We start from the raw sequence: 18,583 nt of genomic DNA on the forward strand, positions 1-18,583 counted from the left end.
AAGACGGGCGCAGCTCACAAGGCTGCGCCCGTTTTTCCTTCCAGGGGAAAGCCGCGCCGGCGGCCGCACGGCGGCAGGCCCTTTGAGGCACTATGAGGACACCGCTTGCGCGACACTCGGCACGAGACACGCGCGCGACACCGCGGTCGTCCCGATGCTCCTCGCTCACTGGTCCTTGTTCGTCGGCGTCCTGCTCATCACGATGGTCCTGGTGAGTACACTGCTCGCACGCCTGCCGCTGAGCAGCGCCATGATCTATCTCGCCCTCGGCTATGCGCTCGGCCCCGGCGGCATCGCCGTGATCGCGCCCGATCCGATGCGCCACGCAGGCACGCTGGAAGCCATTACCGAGGTCGCGCTGCTGATCTCCCTCTTCGCCACCGGCCTGAAACTGGGCGTTCCGCTCCGCGACCGCAGCTGGGCGCTTCCCTTGCGCCTCGCCTTTCCGACCATGGCCCTGACCGTGGCGCTGATCGCTGCGATCGGGGTGTGGGGCCTGGGCTTGTCCGCGGGCGCCGCGGTGCTGCTTGGCGGCATCCTCGCCCCGACTGATCCGGTGCTGGCATCCAGCCTCCAGTCGGGTCACGGTAGCCGGCCCGATCGGGTCCGCTTCAGCCTCGCCGCGGAAGGCGGGCTGAACGATGGCTCCGCCTTCCCCTTCGTGCTGCTGGGCATGGGCCTGATCGGGCTGCACGAACTGGGTGGCGGCTGGCGCTGGTCGGTGGCCGATCTGCTGTGGGCGCCCGCCGGCGGGATCGCAATCGGTACGGCGCTGGGGGCGCTGATCGGAAAGCTGATCGTCCGCCTGCGTACGCGCCACCATACCGCCGTCGGGCTCAACGAATTCCTCTCGCTCGGCCTCATTGCCAGCGCCTACGGCACGGCCCAGCTGCTGATGGCGTCCGGCTTCCTGGCCGTTTTCGCTGCCGGGCTCGCCTTGCGCCGGGTGGAGGAACAACCGCTCGCCGGATCGGTATCACTGGACCTCGCCCCGCCTCTCGCCCATGCCCCCGACCACGCCTCTGCCGAGCGAGCCACGCACTCGCACCATGCAAGCGCCACGATGACCCACGCGGTACTGGAGTTCAGCGAGCAACTGGAAAAGCTCGCCGAACTCGCAATCGTCCTGATCATCGGTGCGATGCTCCCCTACGCGACGGGGTTGGCGGGCCTGTGGTGGTTCGTCCCGGTGCTGTTGCTGCTGTTGCGCCCGGTGGCGGTGGCGGCGGGCCTGGCCGGCAATCCGGTCCATCCTCATCAGAAGGCAATGATCGGCTGGTTCGGCATTCGCGGCGTCGGCTCGGTCTTCTACCTGATGTACGCCCTTCATCACGGGGTGTCGGGCGCGCTGGCGCAACAGTTGGTCACGCTTACGCTGATCACGGTCGCTGCCTCCATTCTCCTGCACGGCATCTCGGCACATCCGGCGATGACCTGGTACGAGCGGCGCCGCAGCAAGCCGGCCTGACCCGGCACACCCTGGCGATCTATATTTTCCCCTGCCCCGTTTATCAGGATTCATCGGCCTATACTGGATTTGCACCGGTATCCGCCAGTGCTCGCCAGGAGCAGGATCATGAGCAAGACCAGGCAAAGCAACAAGGAAGCGAAGAAACAGCCGCTTCTGAGCCCCAAGGAAAAGAAGGCCGCCAAACAGGCGAAGAAGCACGCCCCAGCGGTAACGCCCATCATTCCGCGCTGAGCTGACAAGCGGGTGACAGCCCGTTCAGTGCGCTGGCACGGCCAAGGCGGAGTGCGTCTTTCCCCGGCCGGGGGATCGTATCGCCCGCACGCCGGCAGCACGTCCGCTGTCCGCTAACGCCTGACGCCCTCCCGCTGATCGTCAGCGGCCACTCGATACACCGTCGGTTTACACCAAGCCTGCCGTCTGCGCTGCCGAGGCGCCCCCCGTCCATTGCCGGGGCCGACCGGGCCATGTCCGGTCATCCGCTGTTCCGCCCCCCAGGAGGAGTTCCACCATGCCCAATCGCCAAGTCAGAGAGGTCATCCGCAATCAGGACTGCGTCACCGTCCCCGCCGACACCAAGGTGCGCCGTGTCGCCGAACTCATGAAGAGCCACCATACCAGCGCCGTGCTCGTAGCCCACACCCGCACCAAGACCTTCGCCGGTATCTGCACCGAGCGCGACATCGTCTTCGGGGTGGTCGCAGCCGCGCGGGATCCGGAGGCCGTGACAGTGAAGGAAATCATGACCGCCGAACCGCAAACCGTCTCGCCGGACAGCCCCTTCGGCCACGCCTTGCACCTCATGTACGAAGGGGGCTATCACCACATCCCCGTCGTCGACGACAACCGTCCGGTGGGCATTCTCAGCGCCAAGGACGCTCTCGGCCTGGAAGCCGTGCAGTTCGAACTCGAACTGGTACGCCGCGAGGAAATCACGGTCATCCTCTGAAGCTTCGGCGCGGACGCCATGGGTCGAAGTGCTGCCGGCGCGCGCCTGCCGGCAGCAGCGCCAGCCCCCTGGCGGTCCGGTTGCAGGCCCGATGCCGGCCTATACTGGATCGGTAGCAGTGGCCTGCACTCAAAGGTGCGAACATGATCAGCCCGACCATCGTCGTCGTCACTGGCGCCAACCGCGGACTGGGACGGGCGGCGGCGAAACGGCTCGCAGACATGAAGAACCATCTGGTAGTCGCCTGCGCCCGCGATCCGGCCACGCTGGAGCCGCTGCGCGACGAACTCCGGCAGGCCGGCCGCGACATCGCGTGCCGCCAGCTCGACGTCACCGACGATTCCTCGGTCGAAGCCCTGCACGACTGGCTGGCACGCCGCTTCGGACGGGTGGACGTGCTGATCAACAATGCCGGCGTCTCGATCGAACGCTTCCAGTGCCGCCTGCTCGATCTGCCGCTGGGGATCCTGCAACGCACGCTGAACACCAACCTGTTCGGCGTTCTGCGCGTCACCCAGGCGCTGGTCCCGCTGATGCGGGCGAGCACCGCCGGCCGGGTGGTCAACCTCTCCTCGGAGATGGGTCAGCTCGAAACCATGGCCGCCGGTTCGCCGGCTTACCGCATTTCCAAGACAGCCCTGAACGCGCTCACCCGCATCCTTGCCGCAGAACTCGACGGCAGTCATATAAAGGTCAATGCGGCCTGCCCCGGCTGGTGCCGTACCGACCTCGGCGGCCGCAATGCCCCCCGCTCGGCCGAGGAGGGCGTCGACACCGTGGTGTGGCTTGCCACCCTGCCCGAGGACGGCCCCAGCGGCGGCTTCTTCCGCGACCGCGCACCCATCGCGTGGTAGGGCACACCGGCAGCAGGTGCGCCGGGGCAGGGATTTCGCCGATACTATCGGGCTGCGAACCACACGCCGGCGCATGTGCAGGCCGGCCACGCCCCATCCCTGACGGAGTTTTCCATGAGCCTCCTGGCCCAACTGAAAAAGGATTCCCTGCTTGCCCGCAAGTCCGGCGCAGGCGTCCGCAGCACGTTGCTCTCCACCCTGATCGCCGAAGCCGAGATGGTCGGCAAGAACGCCGGCAACCGCGAAAGCACCGACGACGAAGTGCAGCAGACCATCCGCAAGTTCCTGAAGAACAACCAGGAAGCACTGTCCGTCATCAAGGACGACGCCCGCCGCGCGGCGCTGGCCGAAGAGTCCGCCATCCTCACCGGATACCTGCCGCCGATGGCCGGTGAAGCCGAGGTGAAGGCCTTCATCGCCGAGACCGTCGCCGGCCTCGCCGACCGCAGCCCCAAATCCATGGGTGCGGTCATGGCGGCGCTGAAGGCGAAGTTCGGCACCGGCTTCGACGCCAAGCAGGCCAACGCCTGGGTGCGCGAAGCCCTGAGTGCCTGAGCGGACTGCACTGCTCAGCCACGGCCGGATGAGCCTGCGTCGACCATCGTCGCCATCGTCCGGGCGCGCTCGCTGCCATCCTCTTCCAGGCCGGCGATCACCCCTTCGCGGTTGGCCGCCGGCTGATTCTGGCTCACCTTCCACTTGCCGGTCAGACGGGTGACGACCAGTTCGATGCCCACGATCGCCCGCATCATCCCCTCGAGGTAGTCGGCCGGCGCGTCGTCCAGGCGCCACGGCCGGGCGCGCGGCGCCTCGTGGACAGCAGTCAGCCGTGTCACGATCTCGCGCACACGGACCGGGTCGTCGACGATGCGAAGCTGGCCGTAGGCATGCACCGCCGCGTAGTTCCAGGTCGGAACCACCTTGCCGTGCTCGCGCTTGGCCGGATACCAGTCCGGGGTGATGTAACTGTCGGCACCGCGAAACACCGCGAGTGTCTCAGTATCAGCGACAAGGTCTTTCCACACCGGGTTGGCGCGGGCGACATGCCCCTGCAGCACCACACCGCCGTCGTCCCCGATGCCCAGATGCAAGGGAAGATGATTGGCGACGAGCCCGGAAGATGACATCGTCACCACCGTGGCGAGCGGATGGGCACGCATCAGGGCGTGCAATGCCTCGGGGCGGCATTCTTCGAAATGGGCGGGAAGATACATGGCAGCGCGTGCAAGTCTCTGGTTCGAAGGGCAATATAACCGACAGCCCGCCATTCCCGGCGGGAATGCTGCATGGCAGCGTGCGTGTCCGCGGCATCGACCTTCCATGCGGGCGGCAACGGCCCCCGCCCGCCGCCGCGGAATCGACGCGATGCCGCGGGAAATCCGCCTTTACAAGTGTTTACCTTGCGTAACATCCGACACCTGATGCATGCCCTAACGTCATCCTCACCGGACCGCCGCAGGCACTACCCGGCTACGACTTTCGCAGCATCACTCACGAGGCAGACCATGAACACACAGTGGATCGACAAACCGGGCAGTTGGGGCCTTGCCCTGCTCGTTGCGCTGTCGGTGAGTGGCTGCGTCGTCGCCCCGGTGGACGACGGCTACTACTACGGCGAGGAAACGGTCATCGTCACCCCGCCGCCGCGCGTCGAGTACCGCGGCTACCCGCCGGCGGTGAACTACATCTGGATCGACGGCTACTGGAACTGGACCGGCCACCGTCACGACTGGGTGCCGGGTCGCTGGGCGCCGCCGGGCACCCGTTACTACCGGCCGCCTCAACAGCGCTGGGACCGGGACCACGACAGGGATCACGACCGCGACCGCCATCGGGACGACGATCGCCGACGCAATTGGGAGCGCGAACGCGAGCGTGACAACATCGGCGCCCGCGAGATGGACCGCCAGCGCATCGAGCGCGCCGCACGCGAACAGCGCGAACGCGATGTCCAGCGCCAACGCGAGCAGGAGCGCAATTTCCAGCGCCAGCGCGAGCACGAGGTCGAGCGTCAGCGCGACAACAGGCAGCAGCAGGGGGACGACCGACGCCAACGCGACGACAGGCGCAGCGACTACGAACGTACCCGCGAACGGGAGCTCAACCGGATCGAACGTCTCCATCGCGAATTGAACCAGCCCTGAATACCCGCAGGCATTGCCCTCTGGGCCCGGCCGGCGGCTTTCCCGCGTTTTGACGCGACCGGGCGTGCTGCCTATGCTGGGATGACGCAACGCAACTTCTGTCCCTTGCACGACACCATGGTCAGGCGATGAGCACCGCTGACGACAAACCCGCCGCCGGGACCGACCCCGCCGACCGCTGCTGCGCGCGTGCCGGCGGTTCTGCCGGTTACGCGTCGCCGCCCTGCTATGCGCACGAGTTTCCCGCGTACTTCGGCGCTGAGGAAGACGACAGCAGCACTCCGGGACCGACATCACCCGCGGACGCCACCCGGGCGCCGCCACGCCGACCGTCTCAGGGCCAGTCGGCGTAGCTTCGGCTCGCCGTGGCGCGCAACGCCGCCGGTGTCGCCAGCGCGGCACTGCGATAGCGCGCCGGGCTCTGCCCCGTCCGCAGCCGGAAGAAGCGGCTGAAGTGCGTGGTGCTGCGAAAGCCGAGATCCGCCGCCACCTGTTCGATGCTCAGGCCCGAACGCACCAACCGCAACCCCGCCTCATGAGTGAGACGATCGTGCACCAGATCCAGCGGCGTGCGCCTGAGCGTGCGCACGCACATGTCGTGCAGACGATCGTGCGACACCCCCATCGCCTTCGCGTAATCCGCCACCCGCCAATGCTCGCGGAAATGCTGCTCCACCAGATGACGGAAGCGCAGCAGCAGCGTCGCCTGCACGCTGTGACCGCGTTGGGCGACATCCTCCAGCCCCGACAGGCGCAGCAGGTGCACCAGGATCAGTGCCACGTGCGCAGTGAGGAACTGCCAGGATCCGCGCTCGTCGCGCTGCAGTTCGCGCGCGATCGCGCTGAAGGCGTGCTGCACCTCGCCGATCGCAACCGGCTTGTCGATGTCGCCGATGGCGGTGACGCGGTCGAGCAGGTAGCGCAGGTGGATGGATTCGGCGCCCTGCCCCACCGCATCGCGCGAGATCGCCTCCGACAGGCCCAGCATCCAGCCGCCTGCCCCGGCCTCCAGCCGCAGGAAATGGTGCTCGCGCACCGGCAGCCAGGCCAGCGCCGGCCCCGACAAGGCGATAGGCTCGTCCTCGCCACCGATCTCGGCCTCGCCGCCGGCCAGCAGGATCGCTACCCGCTCGGACTCGCGCGTATCGGCAAGCAGGGGATAGCGCCGCCGCTGCAGGCCGGCCTCGACGCGCTGAATGCGCACATGCGCATCCACGCCGGCGCGATAGCCCGCCGGCAAGAACGGCTCCGCATGCGCTGACTGCTGGACCTGCGGCATCGATGTCGCCTCCCGGGCACGCTCGACCGGCCTGCCTCTCTTCCAGAAAGCGACATCTATACACCAGATTTCTGTATCGATTAACCCGGCTGCTGTCGCGGGGAAAGCGCTTTCCTTCGCCGGGAAGTGCCGTCTTTCAATTGATTCTGCAGGAGAAATCCGCATCTAACGCGGCCAGACACCAATCCAGCAATTTTCCAGTTTCGTATCAGTAATACCCAAGAATCGACATTGAGCCACCTGACCCCGCCACCTACAGTGATGGCAGTGGACAGGGCATGCCGATCGAATCCGGCTGCCGTCGTACCACCCCCGGCACAGACCGGGCATACCAATAACGGAGGAGATAGACATGCACACCCGCTTCCTGAAAGCGGTGGCGATCGCATCCGCGACCCTGCTGCCGCTCGCCTGGCAAGGCAACGCCCACGCCGAAGAAATCAAGAGCATCAGGATAGGTGCCGTCGCACCCAAGACCGGCCCGCTCGCGGGTGGCGCCGCGATGACGCAATGGCCCAATATCCGCCTGTGGGTGGATCAGACCAACAAGGCCGGCGGCATCATGCTGAAGTCCGTCGGCAAGCGAGTGCCGGTCGAACTCATCGAGTACGACGACCGCACCAACAACGAAGACACGGTGAAGGCGATCGAACGCCTCGCCACCCAGGACAAGGCCGACTTCATCATCGCGCCCTACGCCACCGCCGCCAACCTTGCCGCCGCGCCGGTGTTCGCCAAGTACGGTTACCCGCAGCTGGCGGTGAATTCGGTGACTGACCGCGGCCCCGAACTCGGCAAGCGCTGGCCCAACAGCTTCTGGCTGCTCGGTGGCGGCAGCGGCATGGGCAAGGACCTCGTGGTCATGCTCAAGAAGATGCAGGGCGAAGGCAAGGTCGGCAACGTCGTGGCGGTGTCCTTCGTCGCCGACGGTTTCGGCCTGGACATGGCCAACGGCACCCGCAAGGCCTTGAAGGACGCCGGTTTCAAGGTGGTCTACGACAAGTCCTATCCGCTCGGCACCCAGGATCTCTCGCCCGTCATCAACGAGGTCAAGGCACTCAACCCGGACGTCTTCCTGGCCTTCAGCTACCCGCCCGACACCTTCGGGCTGACCGAGCAGGCGCGCATCGCCGGCTTCAATCCCAAGGTCTTCCATACCGGCGTCGGCACGCCCTTCCCCGACTATCGCGACCGCTTCGGCTCCGCCACCGTCGAAGGCGTGATGGGCACCGGCGGCTGGGATCCTTCCACGCCGCGGATGCAGGCCTACATCGAGGCGCACAAGGCCTTGAACGGCAAGGAACCGGACGGCTGGGCCAGCTCGGTGACCTACGCCAGCCTGGAAATGCTGACCCAGGCCATCGAGCGCGTCGGTTCGCTCGACCGCAAGGCGGTGGTGAAGGAACTTCAGACGGGCAGCTTCGACACGGTGCTCGGCCCCTTCCAGTTCAAGGACAACGTGCGCCAGCAGCCGTGGGCGGTGGGACAGTGGCAGAACGGCGTGTTCCGCGGCGTTGCACCGCACGACAAGACCGGCGCGGTCGATCCCGTCGCCAAGCAGGCCTGGAAGTGATCGCCCGCTGAGCGCAGCCGGACTCCGCCCCGCTCGCCAACCACCCTGAACTCGCACGGCGCCGCCCGCTACCGGTGGCGCCAAGGGACCGCAATGCTATTCCTCATCCTCTTCACCAGCCTGCTGCTGGGGGGTGCCTACGCCTTGATGGCGATGGGTCTCACCCTGCAGTACGGCGTCGCCCGCATCATGAACCTGTCGCTGGGCGAAACCCTGGTCGGCGCCGCCTTCGCCGCCTTCTGGCTGCAGACCCAGGCGCAGGTCGGACCGCTGCCCGGCCTCCTCGTCGTCACCCCGGCCGCCTTCGCCTTCAACTGGCTGGTCTACCGCTACCTGCTGACACCGCTGGTCCGCCGCGCGAAGAACCGCGGCATGCTGGAGGTCGACAGCATCCTCGCCACCTTCGGCCTGCTCTTCATATTCCAGGGCCTGATGCTGGCGATGTTCGGCGGTAACTACTACTCGTACTCATACTTCTCCGAGCCGGTCGAGATATTCGGTCAGCCCTTCGCGCTCAACCGCATCGTTGCCTTCGCCGTGGCAGCAGTGGTGGCGCTGGCGCTCTACCTCGGCCTCAACCGTACCCGCACCGGCACCGCGGTGCGCGCAGTGGCGGTCGATCCGGTGGCCGCCGGGCTGGTGGCGATCGACGTCGCCCGCACGTCGGCACTGGCCTTCGCCATCGGCGGCGCGCTCACCGCCTGCGGTGGCGCGCTGCTATCGATGTTCCTGACCTTCAACGCCTCGATGGGCGTGGTGTTCACGATGAAGGCGCTGATCATCGTCATCATGGGCGGCGTCGGCGATCCGCGCGGCGCGGTCATCGCGGCGATGCTGCTGGCACTGGCCGAAACCGCGGTCGCGACCCTGGTCGACCCCGGCCTGACGCTGGCGGCAACCTACGGCCTCTTCGTGCTCGTCCTGCTGTTCCGCCCGCAGGGCATCATGGGGAGGCGTGCGGCATGAACAAGCGCGAACGCCTCATCTTCGCCATCTCGGCTGCGGCGCTGGCGCTGCTGGCCTGCCTGCCGCTGGCCGACGAAGGCTTCTGGCTGACGCTGGGCATCTCGCTGGCCGGCTACGTGGCCATGGCCACCGCGTGGGCACTGTTCTCCGGCCCCACCAGCTATGTGTCACTGGCCACCGCCGCCTTTTTCGGCACCGGCGCCTACGTAGTGGTGAACCTCGGCGAAACCGCGCCCTGGCCGGTGGTGCTGGCGGTCGCGGCCGTGGCCGGCGCGCTGCTCGCTTTCCTCGCGGGGGTAGCCACGCTGCGGCTGTCGGGCGTGCATTTCGTCATCTTCACCTTCGGCCTTGCGGAACTCATCCGCCAGCTGGTGACCTGGTACCAGACCAACGTCGGCGGCTCGGTCGGCCAGTACGTCTTCGTGTACATCGGTTCGGCGCAGATCTACTGGCAGTTGCTGGCGCTGTGCGGGCTGGTGTTCATCGTCGGCTGGGCGATCAAGCGCTCGCGACTGGGGCTGGCGCTGCGCGTGATCGGCGACGACGAAACCGTGGCGGCGCATGCCGGCATCGACACCGCGCGCGTCAAGGTGCTGCTGTTCTGCATCAGCGGCGCCTTCATCGCGGTGGTCGGCGCGGTGCTCGCACCGCGCTGGACCTACATCGAGCCCTCGATCGCCTTCAACTCGATGATCTCCTTCCAGGTGGTCATCATGGCGCTGCTCGGCGGTTCGCGCACGCTATGGGGGCCGCTGGTCGGCGTGCTGCCCTTCACCCTGCTCTACGAGCTGATCTCCGGCCGCTTCCCCAACCATACGCACCTGCTGCTCGGCGTCGCCTTCCTGCTCATCGTCTACTTCCTGCCGCAAGGCGTGGCCGGACGGATCGCGCAGTTGCGCGGCAAGGGCCAGGCGGCGACGGTCAAGACCGCCGCGGTCGCGACCAGGGAGGTGGTGCAATGAACGGCCACCTGCTACTCAGCATCGCCGGCCTCACCAAGGTCTTCGGCGGCCTGGTCGCGGTGAACCAGATCTCCTTCGACGTGCACGCCGGCGAGGTGGTCGGCCTGCTCGGCCCCAACGGCTCCGGCAAGACCACGCTGATGAACCTCGTCTCCGGCGCGCTGCGGCCGACGCAGGGCAGCGTCGCGCTGGAAGGCCGCCGCATCTCCGGCCTGGCGCCGCACCGCATCGCCCGTGCCGGCGTGGCCCGCAGCTTCCAGCTGGTACGGGTGCTGCCCTCGCTGTCCGCGCTCGAGAACGTGATGGTGGGCGCGGTGTTCGGCCCCGACCGCCTCGCGCCGGACGCCGCCGCAACGGTCGCCCGCGCACTGCTGGAACGCGTGGGCCTGGGCGGGCGCGAACAGCTGCATCCGGCGGAGATGACCTACATCGACCAGAAGCGCATCGAGCTCGCCCGCGCCCTCGCCGCCGATCCCAAGGTTCTGCTGCTCGACGAATGGCTGGCCGGCCTCAACCCCACCGAGTTGCAGACCGGCATCGAGCTGATCCGCTCGCTGCAGGCCGAAGGCCGCACGGTGCTGATGGTGGAGCACGTGATGGATGCGATCCGCTCGCTGTGCAACCGCTGCGTGGTGATGAGCGCCGGCAGCAAGCTCGCCGAGGGCACGCCGGCCGAGGTGTTGGCCAACCCGGACGTGATCCGCGCCTACCTGGGAGACGAGCATGCTTGAGATCCGTGACCTGTCGGTGTTCTACGGCCGCCACCAAGCGCTCGCCCAGGTGTCGCTGGCCATCGCCAAGGGCGAAATCGTGGTCATCCTCGGTGCCAACGGCGCTGGCAAGAGCACCCTGCTGAAGACGGTGGCGGGCCTGCAGCGCCCGGCCGCGGGCGCGGACATCGCGCTCGACGGCAGACCGCTGCACGGCCAGCCGCCGCACCGGGTGGTGGAAACCGGCCTGGCGCTGGTGCCGGAAGGCCGCGGCGTGTTCGGCGAGTTGACGGTGGCCGAAAACCTCGCCTTGGGCGCCTATGCGCAACGCGCCCGCGCCGGCGAATCCATCCGGCTGGCCGAGGTGCTGGCGCTCTTCCCCAAGCTCGCCGAGCGCCGCGACCAGGCGGTGCGGACCATGAGCGGCGGCGAGCAGCAGATGGTCGCCATCGGCCGCGCCTTGATGTCGGCGCCCGACGTCCTGATGCTGGACGAACCTTCGCTCGGCCTGTCGCCGCTGGTCTGCGGCGAGCTTTTCGCCGCACTGGAAAAGGTGCGGGCGAGCGGCGTCGGCATCCTGCTGGTGGAGCAGAACGCCCGCCGCAGCCTGGAGATGGCCGACCGCGGCTACCTGCTGGAAAACGGTCGCATCGTCGGCCAGGGCACGGCCGCCGAACTGCGGAACGACGACAACGTGCGTCGCGCCTACCTGGGCGTGGCCACGCATGCATGACGACAAAAGGAGAGAAAACATGTTCACCACCCCTTTGCTGATCGACAACAAGGATGTGCCCGCCAGCGGCAACGCCAGCTTCGACCGGCTCAACCCGATCACCGGCGAGGTCGCCACCCGTTCGGCGGCGGCGAGTGTGGATGACGCGCTCGCGGCGGCCGCCGCGGCCGCCGCCGCCTTCCCTGTGTGGTCGGCGATGAGCCCGGGTGCGCGCCGCGCGGTGCTCACCAAGGCGGCCGACATCCTGGAAGCGCGCACGCCCGACTTCATCGCCGCGATGCGCGCCGAGACCGGCGCCTCCGACGTCTGGGCCGGTTTCAACTGCCATCTCGGCGCCAACATGCTGCGCGAGGCCGGGGCGATGACGACGCAGATCGCCGGCGAAGTCATCCCCTCCGACAAGCCCGGCTCCTTCGCCATGGGCGTGCGCCAGCCGGCTGGCGTGGTGCTCGGCATCGCCCCGTGGAACGCGCCCGTCATCCTCGGCGTGCGCGCCATCGCCATGCCGCTCGCCTGCGGCAACACCGTGGTGCTGAAGGGCTCGGAACTCTGCCCCAAGACCCACCGCCTGATCGGCGAGGTGCTGGTCGAAGCTGGCCTGCCGGCAGGTGCGATCTCGGTGGTACTCAACGCTCCCGCCGATGCCGGCGCGGTGGTCAATGCGCTGATCGGCTTCCCGGCAGTGCGCCGGGTGAACTTCACCGGCTCCACCCGCGTCGGCCGCCTGATCGCCGAGGAATGCGCGCGCAAGCTCAAACCCTGCCTGCTCGAACTCGGCGGCAAGGCGCCGCTGGTGGTGCTGGACGACGCCGACCTGGATGAGGCGGTCAAGGCTGCGGCCTTCGGCGCCTTCATGAATCAGGGCCAGATCTGCATGTCGACCGAGCGCATCATCGTGGACCGCAAGATCGCCGACGACTTCGTCGCCCGGCTGGCCGCCAAGGCCGCCACGCTCAAGGCCGGCCTGCCCGGCACGCCCGGCTGCGTGCTCGGTTCGATGATCGGCCAGGAGGCGGTGGACCGCGTGCAAGCGCTGGTATCGGACGCCGCCGGCAAGGGCGCCACGGTGGCGGTCGGCGGCAGCGCCGAAGGCACCATCATGCAGGCCACGGTGGTCGACCACGTCACCCCGGCGATGCGGCTCTACAGCGAGGAATCCTTCGGCCCGGTGGCGGCGATCATCCGCTGCAGCGGCGTGGAAGAGGCCGTCTCGCTCGCCAACGACACCGAGTACGGCCTGTCGGCCGCGGTGTTCGGGCGCGATGTGAACCGCGCGCTGGCTGTGGCACGTCAGATCGAATCCGGCATCTGCCACATCAACGGTCCCACGGTGCACGACGAAGCCCAGATGCCCTTCGGCGGCGTCAAGGCCAGCGGCTACGGCCGCTTCGGCGGCAAGGCCGCGGTAGCGGAATTCACCGAGCTGCGCTGGATCACGCTGCAGACCGAACCCCAGCACTACCCGATCTGACTCCGCCCCTTGCAAGGAACACGAACATGAACGACCTCAACGGCAAGACCATCGTCGTCACCGGCGCGGCCTCCGGCATCGGCGCCGAGACCGCCAGGGTGCTGTGGGAACTCGGCGCCCGCGTCATCGGCGTTGACCGCAACGCGCCGGACGCCGCACACGTCGACCGCTACATCCGCGCCGACCTCGGCGACCCGGCCTCGATTGCAGCGGCTGCGGCCGAATGCGGCGACGGCATCGATGCGCTGTGCAACATTGCCGGCCTGCCGCCGACCCGCGGCCGGGTGCCGGTGCTGACGGTGAACTTCCTCGGCCTGCGCGCCTTCACCGAGGCGCTGATCCCGCGTCTGGCCGACGGCGCCAGCATCGTCAACCTCGCCTCGCTCGCCGGCCTGGGCTGGGCCGACGCAGTGCCGGCGATCAAGGCCATGATCGCGCTGCGCGACTTCGGCGGCGTCGCCGCGCTGTGCGACGCCCACGGCGTGGACGACGCCCGCAGCTACTTCTTCTCCAAGGAAGTGCTGATCGCCTGGACCCTGCAGAACCGCTGGACCTGGCGCGAGCGCGGCATCCGCATGAACTGCGTCAGCCCCGGCCCGGTGGATACGCCCATCCTCGGCGACTTCCTCGAAACACTAGGCGCGCGCGCCGAGGAAGACATGCGGGTGATGGACCGCCCCGGCCGCCCCGCCGACATCGCCCCGCTGGTGGCTTTCCTGTGCTCGGACGGCAGCGCCTGGATACGCGGCAGCAACATCGCCTGCGACGGCGGCATGCATTCGCACGTATTGGCGAACATGTACGGCTTGAGCTGAAACCGGCCGGCGCCCCGGCGCCGATAGCCCTCGCCGTCCACACGGGCGGGCGAATTCGCGCTAAAAGACGGCAGCACGAACTCCGTCCGCTACGCCCCGCCCGCCCATGCATCTCTACGACCGCCTCGTCCTCGACATCGAACAACGCATCCGCGACGGCGTGCTGCGCGCCGGCGAACGCCTGCCCTCGGTGCGCAAGGCCTGCGAATCGCAGCGCCTCAGCCCGGCCACCGTACTCAAGGCCTACTACCTGCTGGAAAGCCGCGGGCTGATCGAAGCGCGGCCGCAGTCCGGCTACTATGTGCGCCCGCGCCAGCTCGGATCGCTCGCCGAGCCGGAGATGACGCGGCCGGTCGGCGCCTCGACCGAGCTCGAAGTGAGCGACTTCATCTTCGAGATCCTGGAAGCGGTGAAGGATCCGGCGGTGGTGCCGCTCGGTTCCAGCTTCGCCAGCCCGTACCTTTATCCGCTGGAGAAACTCGGCCGCTGCCTCGCCGCCGCTGCGCGCCACATGGACCCGCGCGCCACCGTCACCGACCTGCCGCCGGGCAACGACGAACTGCGCCGCCAGATCGCGCTGCGCTACCTCGCCAACGGCGTCGCCCTGCCGCCGGGCGAGATCGTCGTCACATCCGGTGCGATGGAAGCGCTCAACCTCTGCCTGGAAGCCACCACCCGGCCGGGCGACCTGGTCGCGGTGGAATCGCCCACCTTCCACGCCGGCCTGCAGATGATCGAACGGCGCGGCCTCCGGGTGATCGAGATCCCGACCCACCCGCGCGACGGCGTCAGCTTGGCCGCGCTCGCCGACGCGCTGCGCCACCATCCGGTGAAGGCCTGCCTGCTGATGCTGAACTTCCAGCATCCGATGGGCGCGCTGGTGCCGGACGACAACCGCCGCGCGCTGCTCGAGCTGCTGCGCCGCCACGACGTCCCGCTGATCGAGGACGACACCTACGCCGAGCTCCATTTCGACCGTCACGCCCCGCTGCCCACCAAGGCGCTCGACAGCACCGGGCTGGTGCTGCACGTGTCGAGCTTTTCCAAGAGCCTGGCGCCCGGCTACCGTGTCGGCTGGGTCGCCGCCGGCCGCTATGCGCAGAAAGTCCAGCGGCTGAAACTGTCCGCCAGCCTGGCCACCACCATCCCGGTGCAGATCGCGCTGGCGGATTTCCTGCGCGAAGGCGCTTTCGACCCACACCTGCGGCGCCTGCGGCGCGCGCTCGAACTGCAGGAAGTTGCGATGGCCGCCGCGATAGAACGCCACTTCCCGGCCGGCACCCGCCTCTCCCGGCCGCGCGGCGGCTACTTCGCCTGGGTGGAACTGCCGCCGGGCTGCGACGCCCTGGCGCTGCACCGGCGCGCGCTGGACGAAGGCATCAGCCTGGCGCCTGGGCCGATCTTCTCGGCCAAGCGCGAGTACCGCAACTGCATTCGCCTCAACTTCGGCCATCCTTGGTCGGACGGGATCGAGCGGGCGATGCAGCGGCTGGGGGCGATGCTGACCCAGCCGGATGTCGCCCCGCTCGCCAGCTAGCGCTGCGGCGCGTCGTTGGTGGCGAGCCAGTAGACGCCCAGCCTCGCCACCGTCTCGACGAACTCGCCGAAATCGAGCGGCTTGCGCACGAAGCTGTTGGCGCCGTTCTCGTAGCTCCTGAGGCGGTCCCTGTCCTCGTCGGACGAGGTCAGGATCACCACCGGCAGCAGCGCGGTGCGCGGAGTGGCACGCAGGCGGGCCAGCACCTCCAGGCCGGACAGGCGGGGCAGGCCGATGTCGAGCAGCACCACGGTCGGCAGGGACTCACCGGCGCGGTCGGCAAATTCGCCCTCGCCGAGCAGGTAATCCACCGCCTGCTGGCCGTCCCTGACCACGTCGACCTCATTGACCAGGTTGATCTTGCGCAAGGCCCGCAGGATCAGGAATTCGTCCTGCTGGTTGTCCTCCACCAGCAGGATGGCTTTTCTAGTCATCTTGATCCTCCATCGCCGCCCCGGGGCACGGCAGTCAACTGCAAGACCGCAAGCGTTTCACGGCAGTAGCCGGCCGCGGCCAACGCGACCGTAAACATGCCCCGGCCGCCAGCAGCGGCCGGGCAGATGAGGCTCGTGCGTGCTGCGTCCGCGCTCATGCGGCCGCATCCTGCTCGGCGAAGGTGAAGCAGAAGGTGGCGCCCTGGCCCGGCGCCGCAGTGGCGCGTATCTCACCGCCGTGGCGCCTGACGATGCGCTGCACGGTCGCCAGCCCGATGCCGATGCCGGGGAATTCGTCCTGCCGGTGCAGCCGGCGGAAGGGCTGGAACAGGCGGTCGGCGTAGGCCATGTCGAAGCCGGCGCCGTTGTCGCTCACGCACACGGCCGGCCGCCCGTCGAGTTCGCCGGCATGGACGCGGATCAGCGGTGCCGCCGTCCGCGCGGTGTATTTCCAGGCATTGCCGAGCAGGTTGCGCAAGGCAGCGTCGAGCATGCGGGGGTCGCCCCACAGCGTGAGTCCGGGCTCGATCTCGGTCGCGACCGTGCGCTCCGGTTCGACGCGTGCCAGCTCGGCGAGTATGCCGGCAGCCATGCCGGACACATCGATGGTGTCATGCCGGAGTTCGCCACGGGCGCTGCGCGACAGGGCGAGTACGCCGTCGATCAGGTCCGCCATCTTGCGGCTGGCGATGCAGATCTGGTCGAGATAGCGCCGGGCCTCGCCATCGAGGCAGTCACCGTAATCCTCGACCAGAGCCTGCGAGAACCCGTTCATCGCGCGCAAGGGCGCGCGCAGGTCGTGCGACACGGCGTAGGCGAAGGTATCGAGTTCCTGGTTGGCGGCGGTCAGTGCGGCGGTGCGCTGCTCGACCCGCAGCTCCAGGCTGGCATTGAGTTCGCGCAGCGCTTCGGCCGCCTGCTTGCGCTCGGTGATGTCCTGGACGGTACCGTGCAGCCCGGTCACCCGGCCGTCGGCCGCACGCGACGCTTCGCCGCGTATCGTGACCCAGCGCAGGCCGCCGTCGGCGCGGCGGATCTCGGCGTCGCATTCGAAGGGCAGACCGGTTGCCAGGGCCGCGTCGGCCTCGGCGGTGATCTGCGCCCACCCCTCCGGCGAGAAATAGCCGTGCGCTTCGGACTGGGGAACGGGCGGCAGCGCCGGATCGCGCCCGTAGATCCGGTACAGCTCCGCCGACCAGACCTGCTCACCGGTGTCGCGATTCCACGACCAGCTGCCCAGTGCAGCCAGGCGCTGGGCTTCCTTCAGCGCCGCCTCGCGTTCCTTGAGCGCCGCCTCGGCCTCCTTGCGGCGCTGGATGTCCTCGACCACCGAGATGAAGTAATCCGGTTCGCCTTCCTCGTCCCGTACCAGGGCGACGGTCAGGTTCACCCATACGCTGCTGCCGTCCTTGCGCCGATAGCGCTTCTCCATCGAATAGCTTTCGGCACCGCCGTCGAGCACCTGCCGCGCCTGGGCCAGGTCGGATGCCAGATCGTCGGGGTGGGTGATGTCCTGGAAGGACTTGGTGAGCAATTCGTCGTGGCCGTAACCGACGATCTCGCACAGCTTCGGATTCACCTTCAGCCAGCGCCCGTCCGGCCCCACCAGCGCAATGCCCACGGCAGCCTGCTCGAAGGTGGCGCGAAACCGCCGTTCGCTCGCCAGCCTGGCGGTCTCGGCCTCCTTCCGCCGCTCGGCCGAACGATCGAGCATGCGGCGCACCGCGGCGATCTCCGTGATGCCCGCCGGCGCGCGCCCGTCCGCGCCGCTGTCGGCCAGCGCCGCAACCGCCGCGCCCAGCCGGCGGCTGGCGAACAAGCCGCCGACAGCACCCGTCAGCGTCGCCACCAGCACGCCGATGGCCAGGCCCACGCCCGCCGAAACCAGCGGCGCGCGATAGACCTCGCCGGGAATCTCGAGCACGACCGACCACGGCGACAGTTCCGACTTGACCACGAAGCGCTCGGCATCGTCGCCGGCCGGCGCCTCGTCCGGGTCGGGCGCGCGGCGGGCAATCGCATCGCCCTTGCCGTCGATCAGCGAAACCGCCCAGCCGGCCGGCAGCGCCACCTGCTCGAGCCGCTTCCGGTACTGGCTGGCCTCCACCACGGTCAGCACCACCAGCGGCTGACGGCCTTCGCGCAGGCTGGGTACCGCGATCGCGACCAGTTCCCCTTTGCTGACCGGCCCGACGAACATGTCGCCGACCGCCGGCTCGCCGGTGGCGAAGGCGGTCGGCACCGCCGCCTGCCCGCTGGGGCGCGGCAACCGGGGCAGCGCCGTGCCGTAAGGCTCGCGCGTGTTGAAGCGCATCTGCATCTGGGCATCGGCAAGGATCACATGGCTGCCGAAACTCTGGAGAAAGCCCTTGGCTTCCTGATAGAGCTCCGGCCAGCGCGCGGGGTCGTCGATCAGCGGCGATACCGCCAGGATATTCAGGGCACCGATGCGTGCGCGCAGGTTCTGGTCTATGGCGGTGGCCAGGTTGCGGGCCAGGTTGAGCGCCTCGGTGTCGCGCTCCTGCCGCTCCGCCTTGATCGTCTCGACCGCCATATAGACAGCCAGCATCAGCAGCGGCAGCAGGCACAGCCAGACCAGACGGATCAGGAAGCTACGCAGCAGCATCAATCCACCATCCACCGTAGAAGTTGGCCACGCACGCTATGCGCACTGTGCTCCCGCACGAT

The 18,583-nt window shown here is 68.4% G+C and carries 18 protein-coding genes; 14 read left to right on the top strand and 4 right to left on the bottom strand.

The window, feature by feature from the left end; all coding sequences use genetic code 11:
• Nucleotides 1-154 precede the first annotated feature (154 nt).
• From CJ010_RS15370 to CJ010_RS15385, 5 genes are all read left to right on the top strand, one after another.
• Nucleotides 155-1,468, top strand: coding sequence for a sodium:proton antiporter (locus CJ010_RS15370; RefSeq protein WP_141018848.1), 1,314 nt, complete (start codon nucleotides 155-157; stop codon nucleotides 1,466-1,468).
• Nucleotides 1,469-1,576: 108 nt separating this feature from the next.
• A complete protein-coding gene (locus tag CJ010_RS25575) occupies nucleotides 1,577-1,702 on the top strand; it encodes a hypothetical protein (RefSeq protein ID WP_256378927.1) in 126 nt (41 codons plus the stop codon).
• Between the two features lie 277 nt (nucleotides 1,703-1,979).
• On the top strand, nucleotides 1,980-2,417 hold the full coding sequence (locus CJ010_RS15375) for a cyclic nucleotide-binding/CBS domain-containing protein (protein WP_141018849.1): 438 nt from the start codon (nucleotides 1,980-1,982) through the stop codon (nucleotides 2,415-2,417).
• Nucleotides 2,418-2,560: 143 nt separating this feature from the next.
• Nucleotides 2,561-3,271, top strand: a complete 711-nt coding sequence (locus tag CJ010_RS15380; RefSeq protein ID WP_141018850.1) for an SDR family oxidoreductase — start codon at nucleotides 2,561-2,563, stop codon at nucleotides 3,269-3,271.
• 114 nt (nucleotides 3,272-3,385) lie between these two features.
• Nucleotides 3,386-3,826, top strand: a complete 441-nt coding sequence (locus CJ010_RS15385) for a GatB/YqeY domain-containing protein (RefSeq protein WP_141018851.1) — start codon at nucleotides 3,386-3,388, stop codon at nucleotides 3,824-3,826.
• A gap of 14 nt (nucleotides 3,827-3,840) precedes the next feature.
• Here the strand turns inward: CJ010_RS15385 and CJ010_RS15390 are convergent, their stop codons facing one another.
• Nucleotides 3,841-4,485: an FMN-binding negative transcriptional regulator gene (locus CJ010_RS15390; protein ID WP_141018852.1), complete on the bottom strand. Its 645-nt coding sequence runs from the start codon at nucleotides 4,483-4,485 to the stop codon at nucleotides 3,841-3,843.
• Between the two features lie 291 nt (nucleotides 4,486-4,776).
• Here CJ010_RS15390 and CJ010_RS15395 point away from each other — a divergent pair, with 291 nt between their 5' ends.
• The gene (locus CJ010_RS15395; RefSeq protein WP_168224969.1) at nucleotides 4,777-5,415 is read left to right on the top strand and encodes a YXWGXW repeat-containing protein; all 639 of its coding nucleotides are present in this window, start codon (nucleotides 4,777-4,779) and stop codon (nucleotides 5,413-5,415) included.
• A gap of 334 nt (nucleotides 5,416-5,749) precedes the next feature.
• Here the strand turns inward: CJ010_RS15395 and CJ010_RS15400 are convergent, their stop codons facing one another.
• Nucleotides 5,750-6,694, bottom strand: a complete 945-nt coding sequence (locus CJ010_RS15400; protein ID WP_168224970.1) for an AraC family transcriptional regulator — start codon at nucleotides 6,692-6,694, stop codon at nucleotides 5,750-5,752.
• Nucleotides 6,695-7,046: 352 nt separating this feature from the next.
• Here CJ010_RS15400 and CJ010_RS15405 point away from each other — a divergent pair, with 352 nt between their 5' ends.
• The 8 genes from CJ010_RS15405 (at nucleotide 7,047) to CJ010_RS15440 (ending at nucleotide 15,461) form a co-directional block, all read left to right on the top strand.
• Entirely contained in the window at nucleotides 7,047-8,267 is a 1,221-nt protein-coding gene (locus tag CJ010_RS15405; RefSeq protein WP_141018855.1) for an amino acid ABC transporter substrate-binding protein, read from the top strand.
• A 93-nt stretch (nucleotides 8,268-8,360) separates the two neighbouring features.
• Complete coding sequence (locus CJ010_RS15410) at nucleotides 8,361-9,233, top strand: branched-chain amino acid ABC transporter permease (protein WP_141018856.1); 873 nt, start codon at nucleotides 8,361-8,363, stop codon at nucleotides 9,231-9,233.
• Nucleotides 9,230-10,195: a branched-chain amino acid ABC transporter permease gene (locus tag CJ010_RS15415; protein ID WP_141018857.1), complete on the top strand. Its 966-nt coding sequence runs from the start codon at nucleotides 9,230-9,232 to the stop codon at nucleotides 10,193-10,195. The genes CJ010_RS15410 and CJ010_RS15415 overlap by 4 nt, the downstream gene beginning before the upstream one ends.
• Entirely contained in the window at nucleotides 10,192-10,926 is a 735-nt protein-coding gene (locus CJ010_RS15420) for an ABC transporter ATP-binding protein (protein WP_141018858.1), read from the top strand. Before CJ010_RS15415 ends, CJ010_RS15420 begins: the two co-directional genes overlap by 4 nt.
• Nucleotides 10,919-11,638: an ABC transporter ATP-binding protein gene (locus CJ010_RS15425; protein WP_141018859.1), complete on the top strand. Its 720-nt coding sequence runs from the start codon at nucleotides 10,919-10,921 to the stop codon at nucleotides 11,636-11,638. The genes CJ010_RS15420 and CJ010_RS15425 overlap by 8 nt, the downstream gene beginning before the upstream one ends.
• A gap of 19 nt (nucleotides 11,639-11,657) precedes the next feature.
• Nucleotides 11,658-13,109 (top strand): aldehyde dehydrogenase, encoded by a 1,452-nt coding sequence (locus CJ010_RS15430; RefSeq protein WP_141018860.1) that lies wholly within the window; start codon nucleotides 11,658-11,660, stop codon nucleotides 13,107-13,109.
• Nucleotides 13,110-13,135: 26 nt separating this feature from the next.
• The gene (locus tag CJ010_RS15435; RefSeq protein WP_141018861.1) at nucleotides 13,136-13,924 is read left to right on the top strand and encodes a coniferyl-alcohol dehydrogenase; all 789 of its coding nucleotides are present in this window, start codon (nucleotides 13,136-13,138) and stop codon (nucleotides 13,922-13,924) included.
• A gap of 106 nt (nucleotides 13,925-14,030) precedes the next feature.
• A complete protein-coding gene (locus CJ010_RS15440; RefSeq protein WP_141018862.1) occupies nucleotides 14,031-15,461 on the top strand; it encodes a PLP-dependent aminotransferase family protein in 1,431 nt (476 codons plus the stop codon).
• Here the strand turns inward: CJ010_RS15440 and CJ010_RS15445 are convergent.
• Both CJ010_RS15445 and CJ010_RS25300 read right to left on the bottom strand, forming a co-directional pair.
• Nucleotides 15,458-15,895, bottom strand: a complete 438-nt coding sequence (locus tag CJ010_RS15445; RefSeq protein ID WP_141018863.1) for a response regulator — start codon at nucleotides 15,893-15,895, stop codon at nucleotides 15,458-15,460. The two genes, CJ010_RS15440 and CJ010_RS15445, sit on opposite strands and share 4 nt — an antisense overlap.
• 154 nt (nucleotides 15,896-16,049) lie before the next feature.
• On the bottom strand, nucleotides 16,050-18,521 hold the full coding sequence (locus CJ010_RS25300) for a PAS domain S-box protein (protein WP_141018864.1): 2,472 nt from the start codon (nucleotides 18,519-18,521) through the stop codon (nucleotides 16,050-16,052).
• Between the last annotated feature and the right edge of the window lie 62 nt (nucleotides 18,522-18,583).

It is taken from the genome of Azoarcus sp. DD4 (assembly GCF_006496635.1).
GTDB lineage: Bacteria > Pseudomonadota > Gammaproteobacteria > Burkholderiales > Rhodocyclaceae > Azoarcus.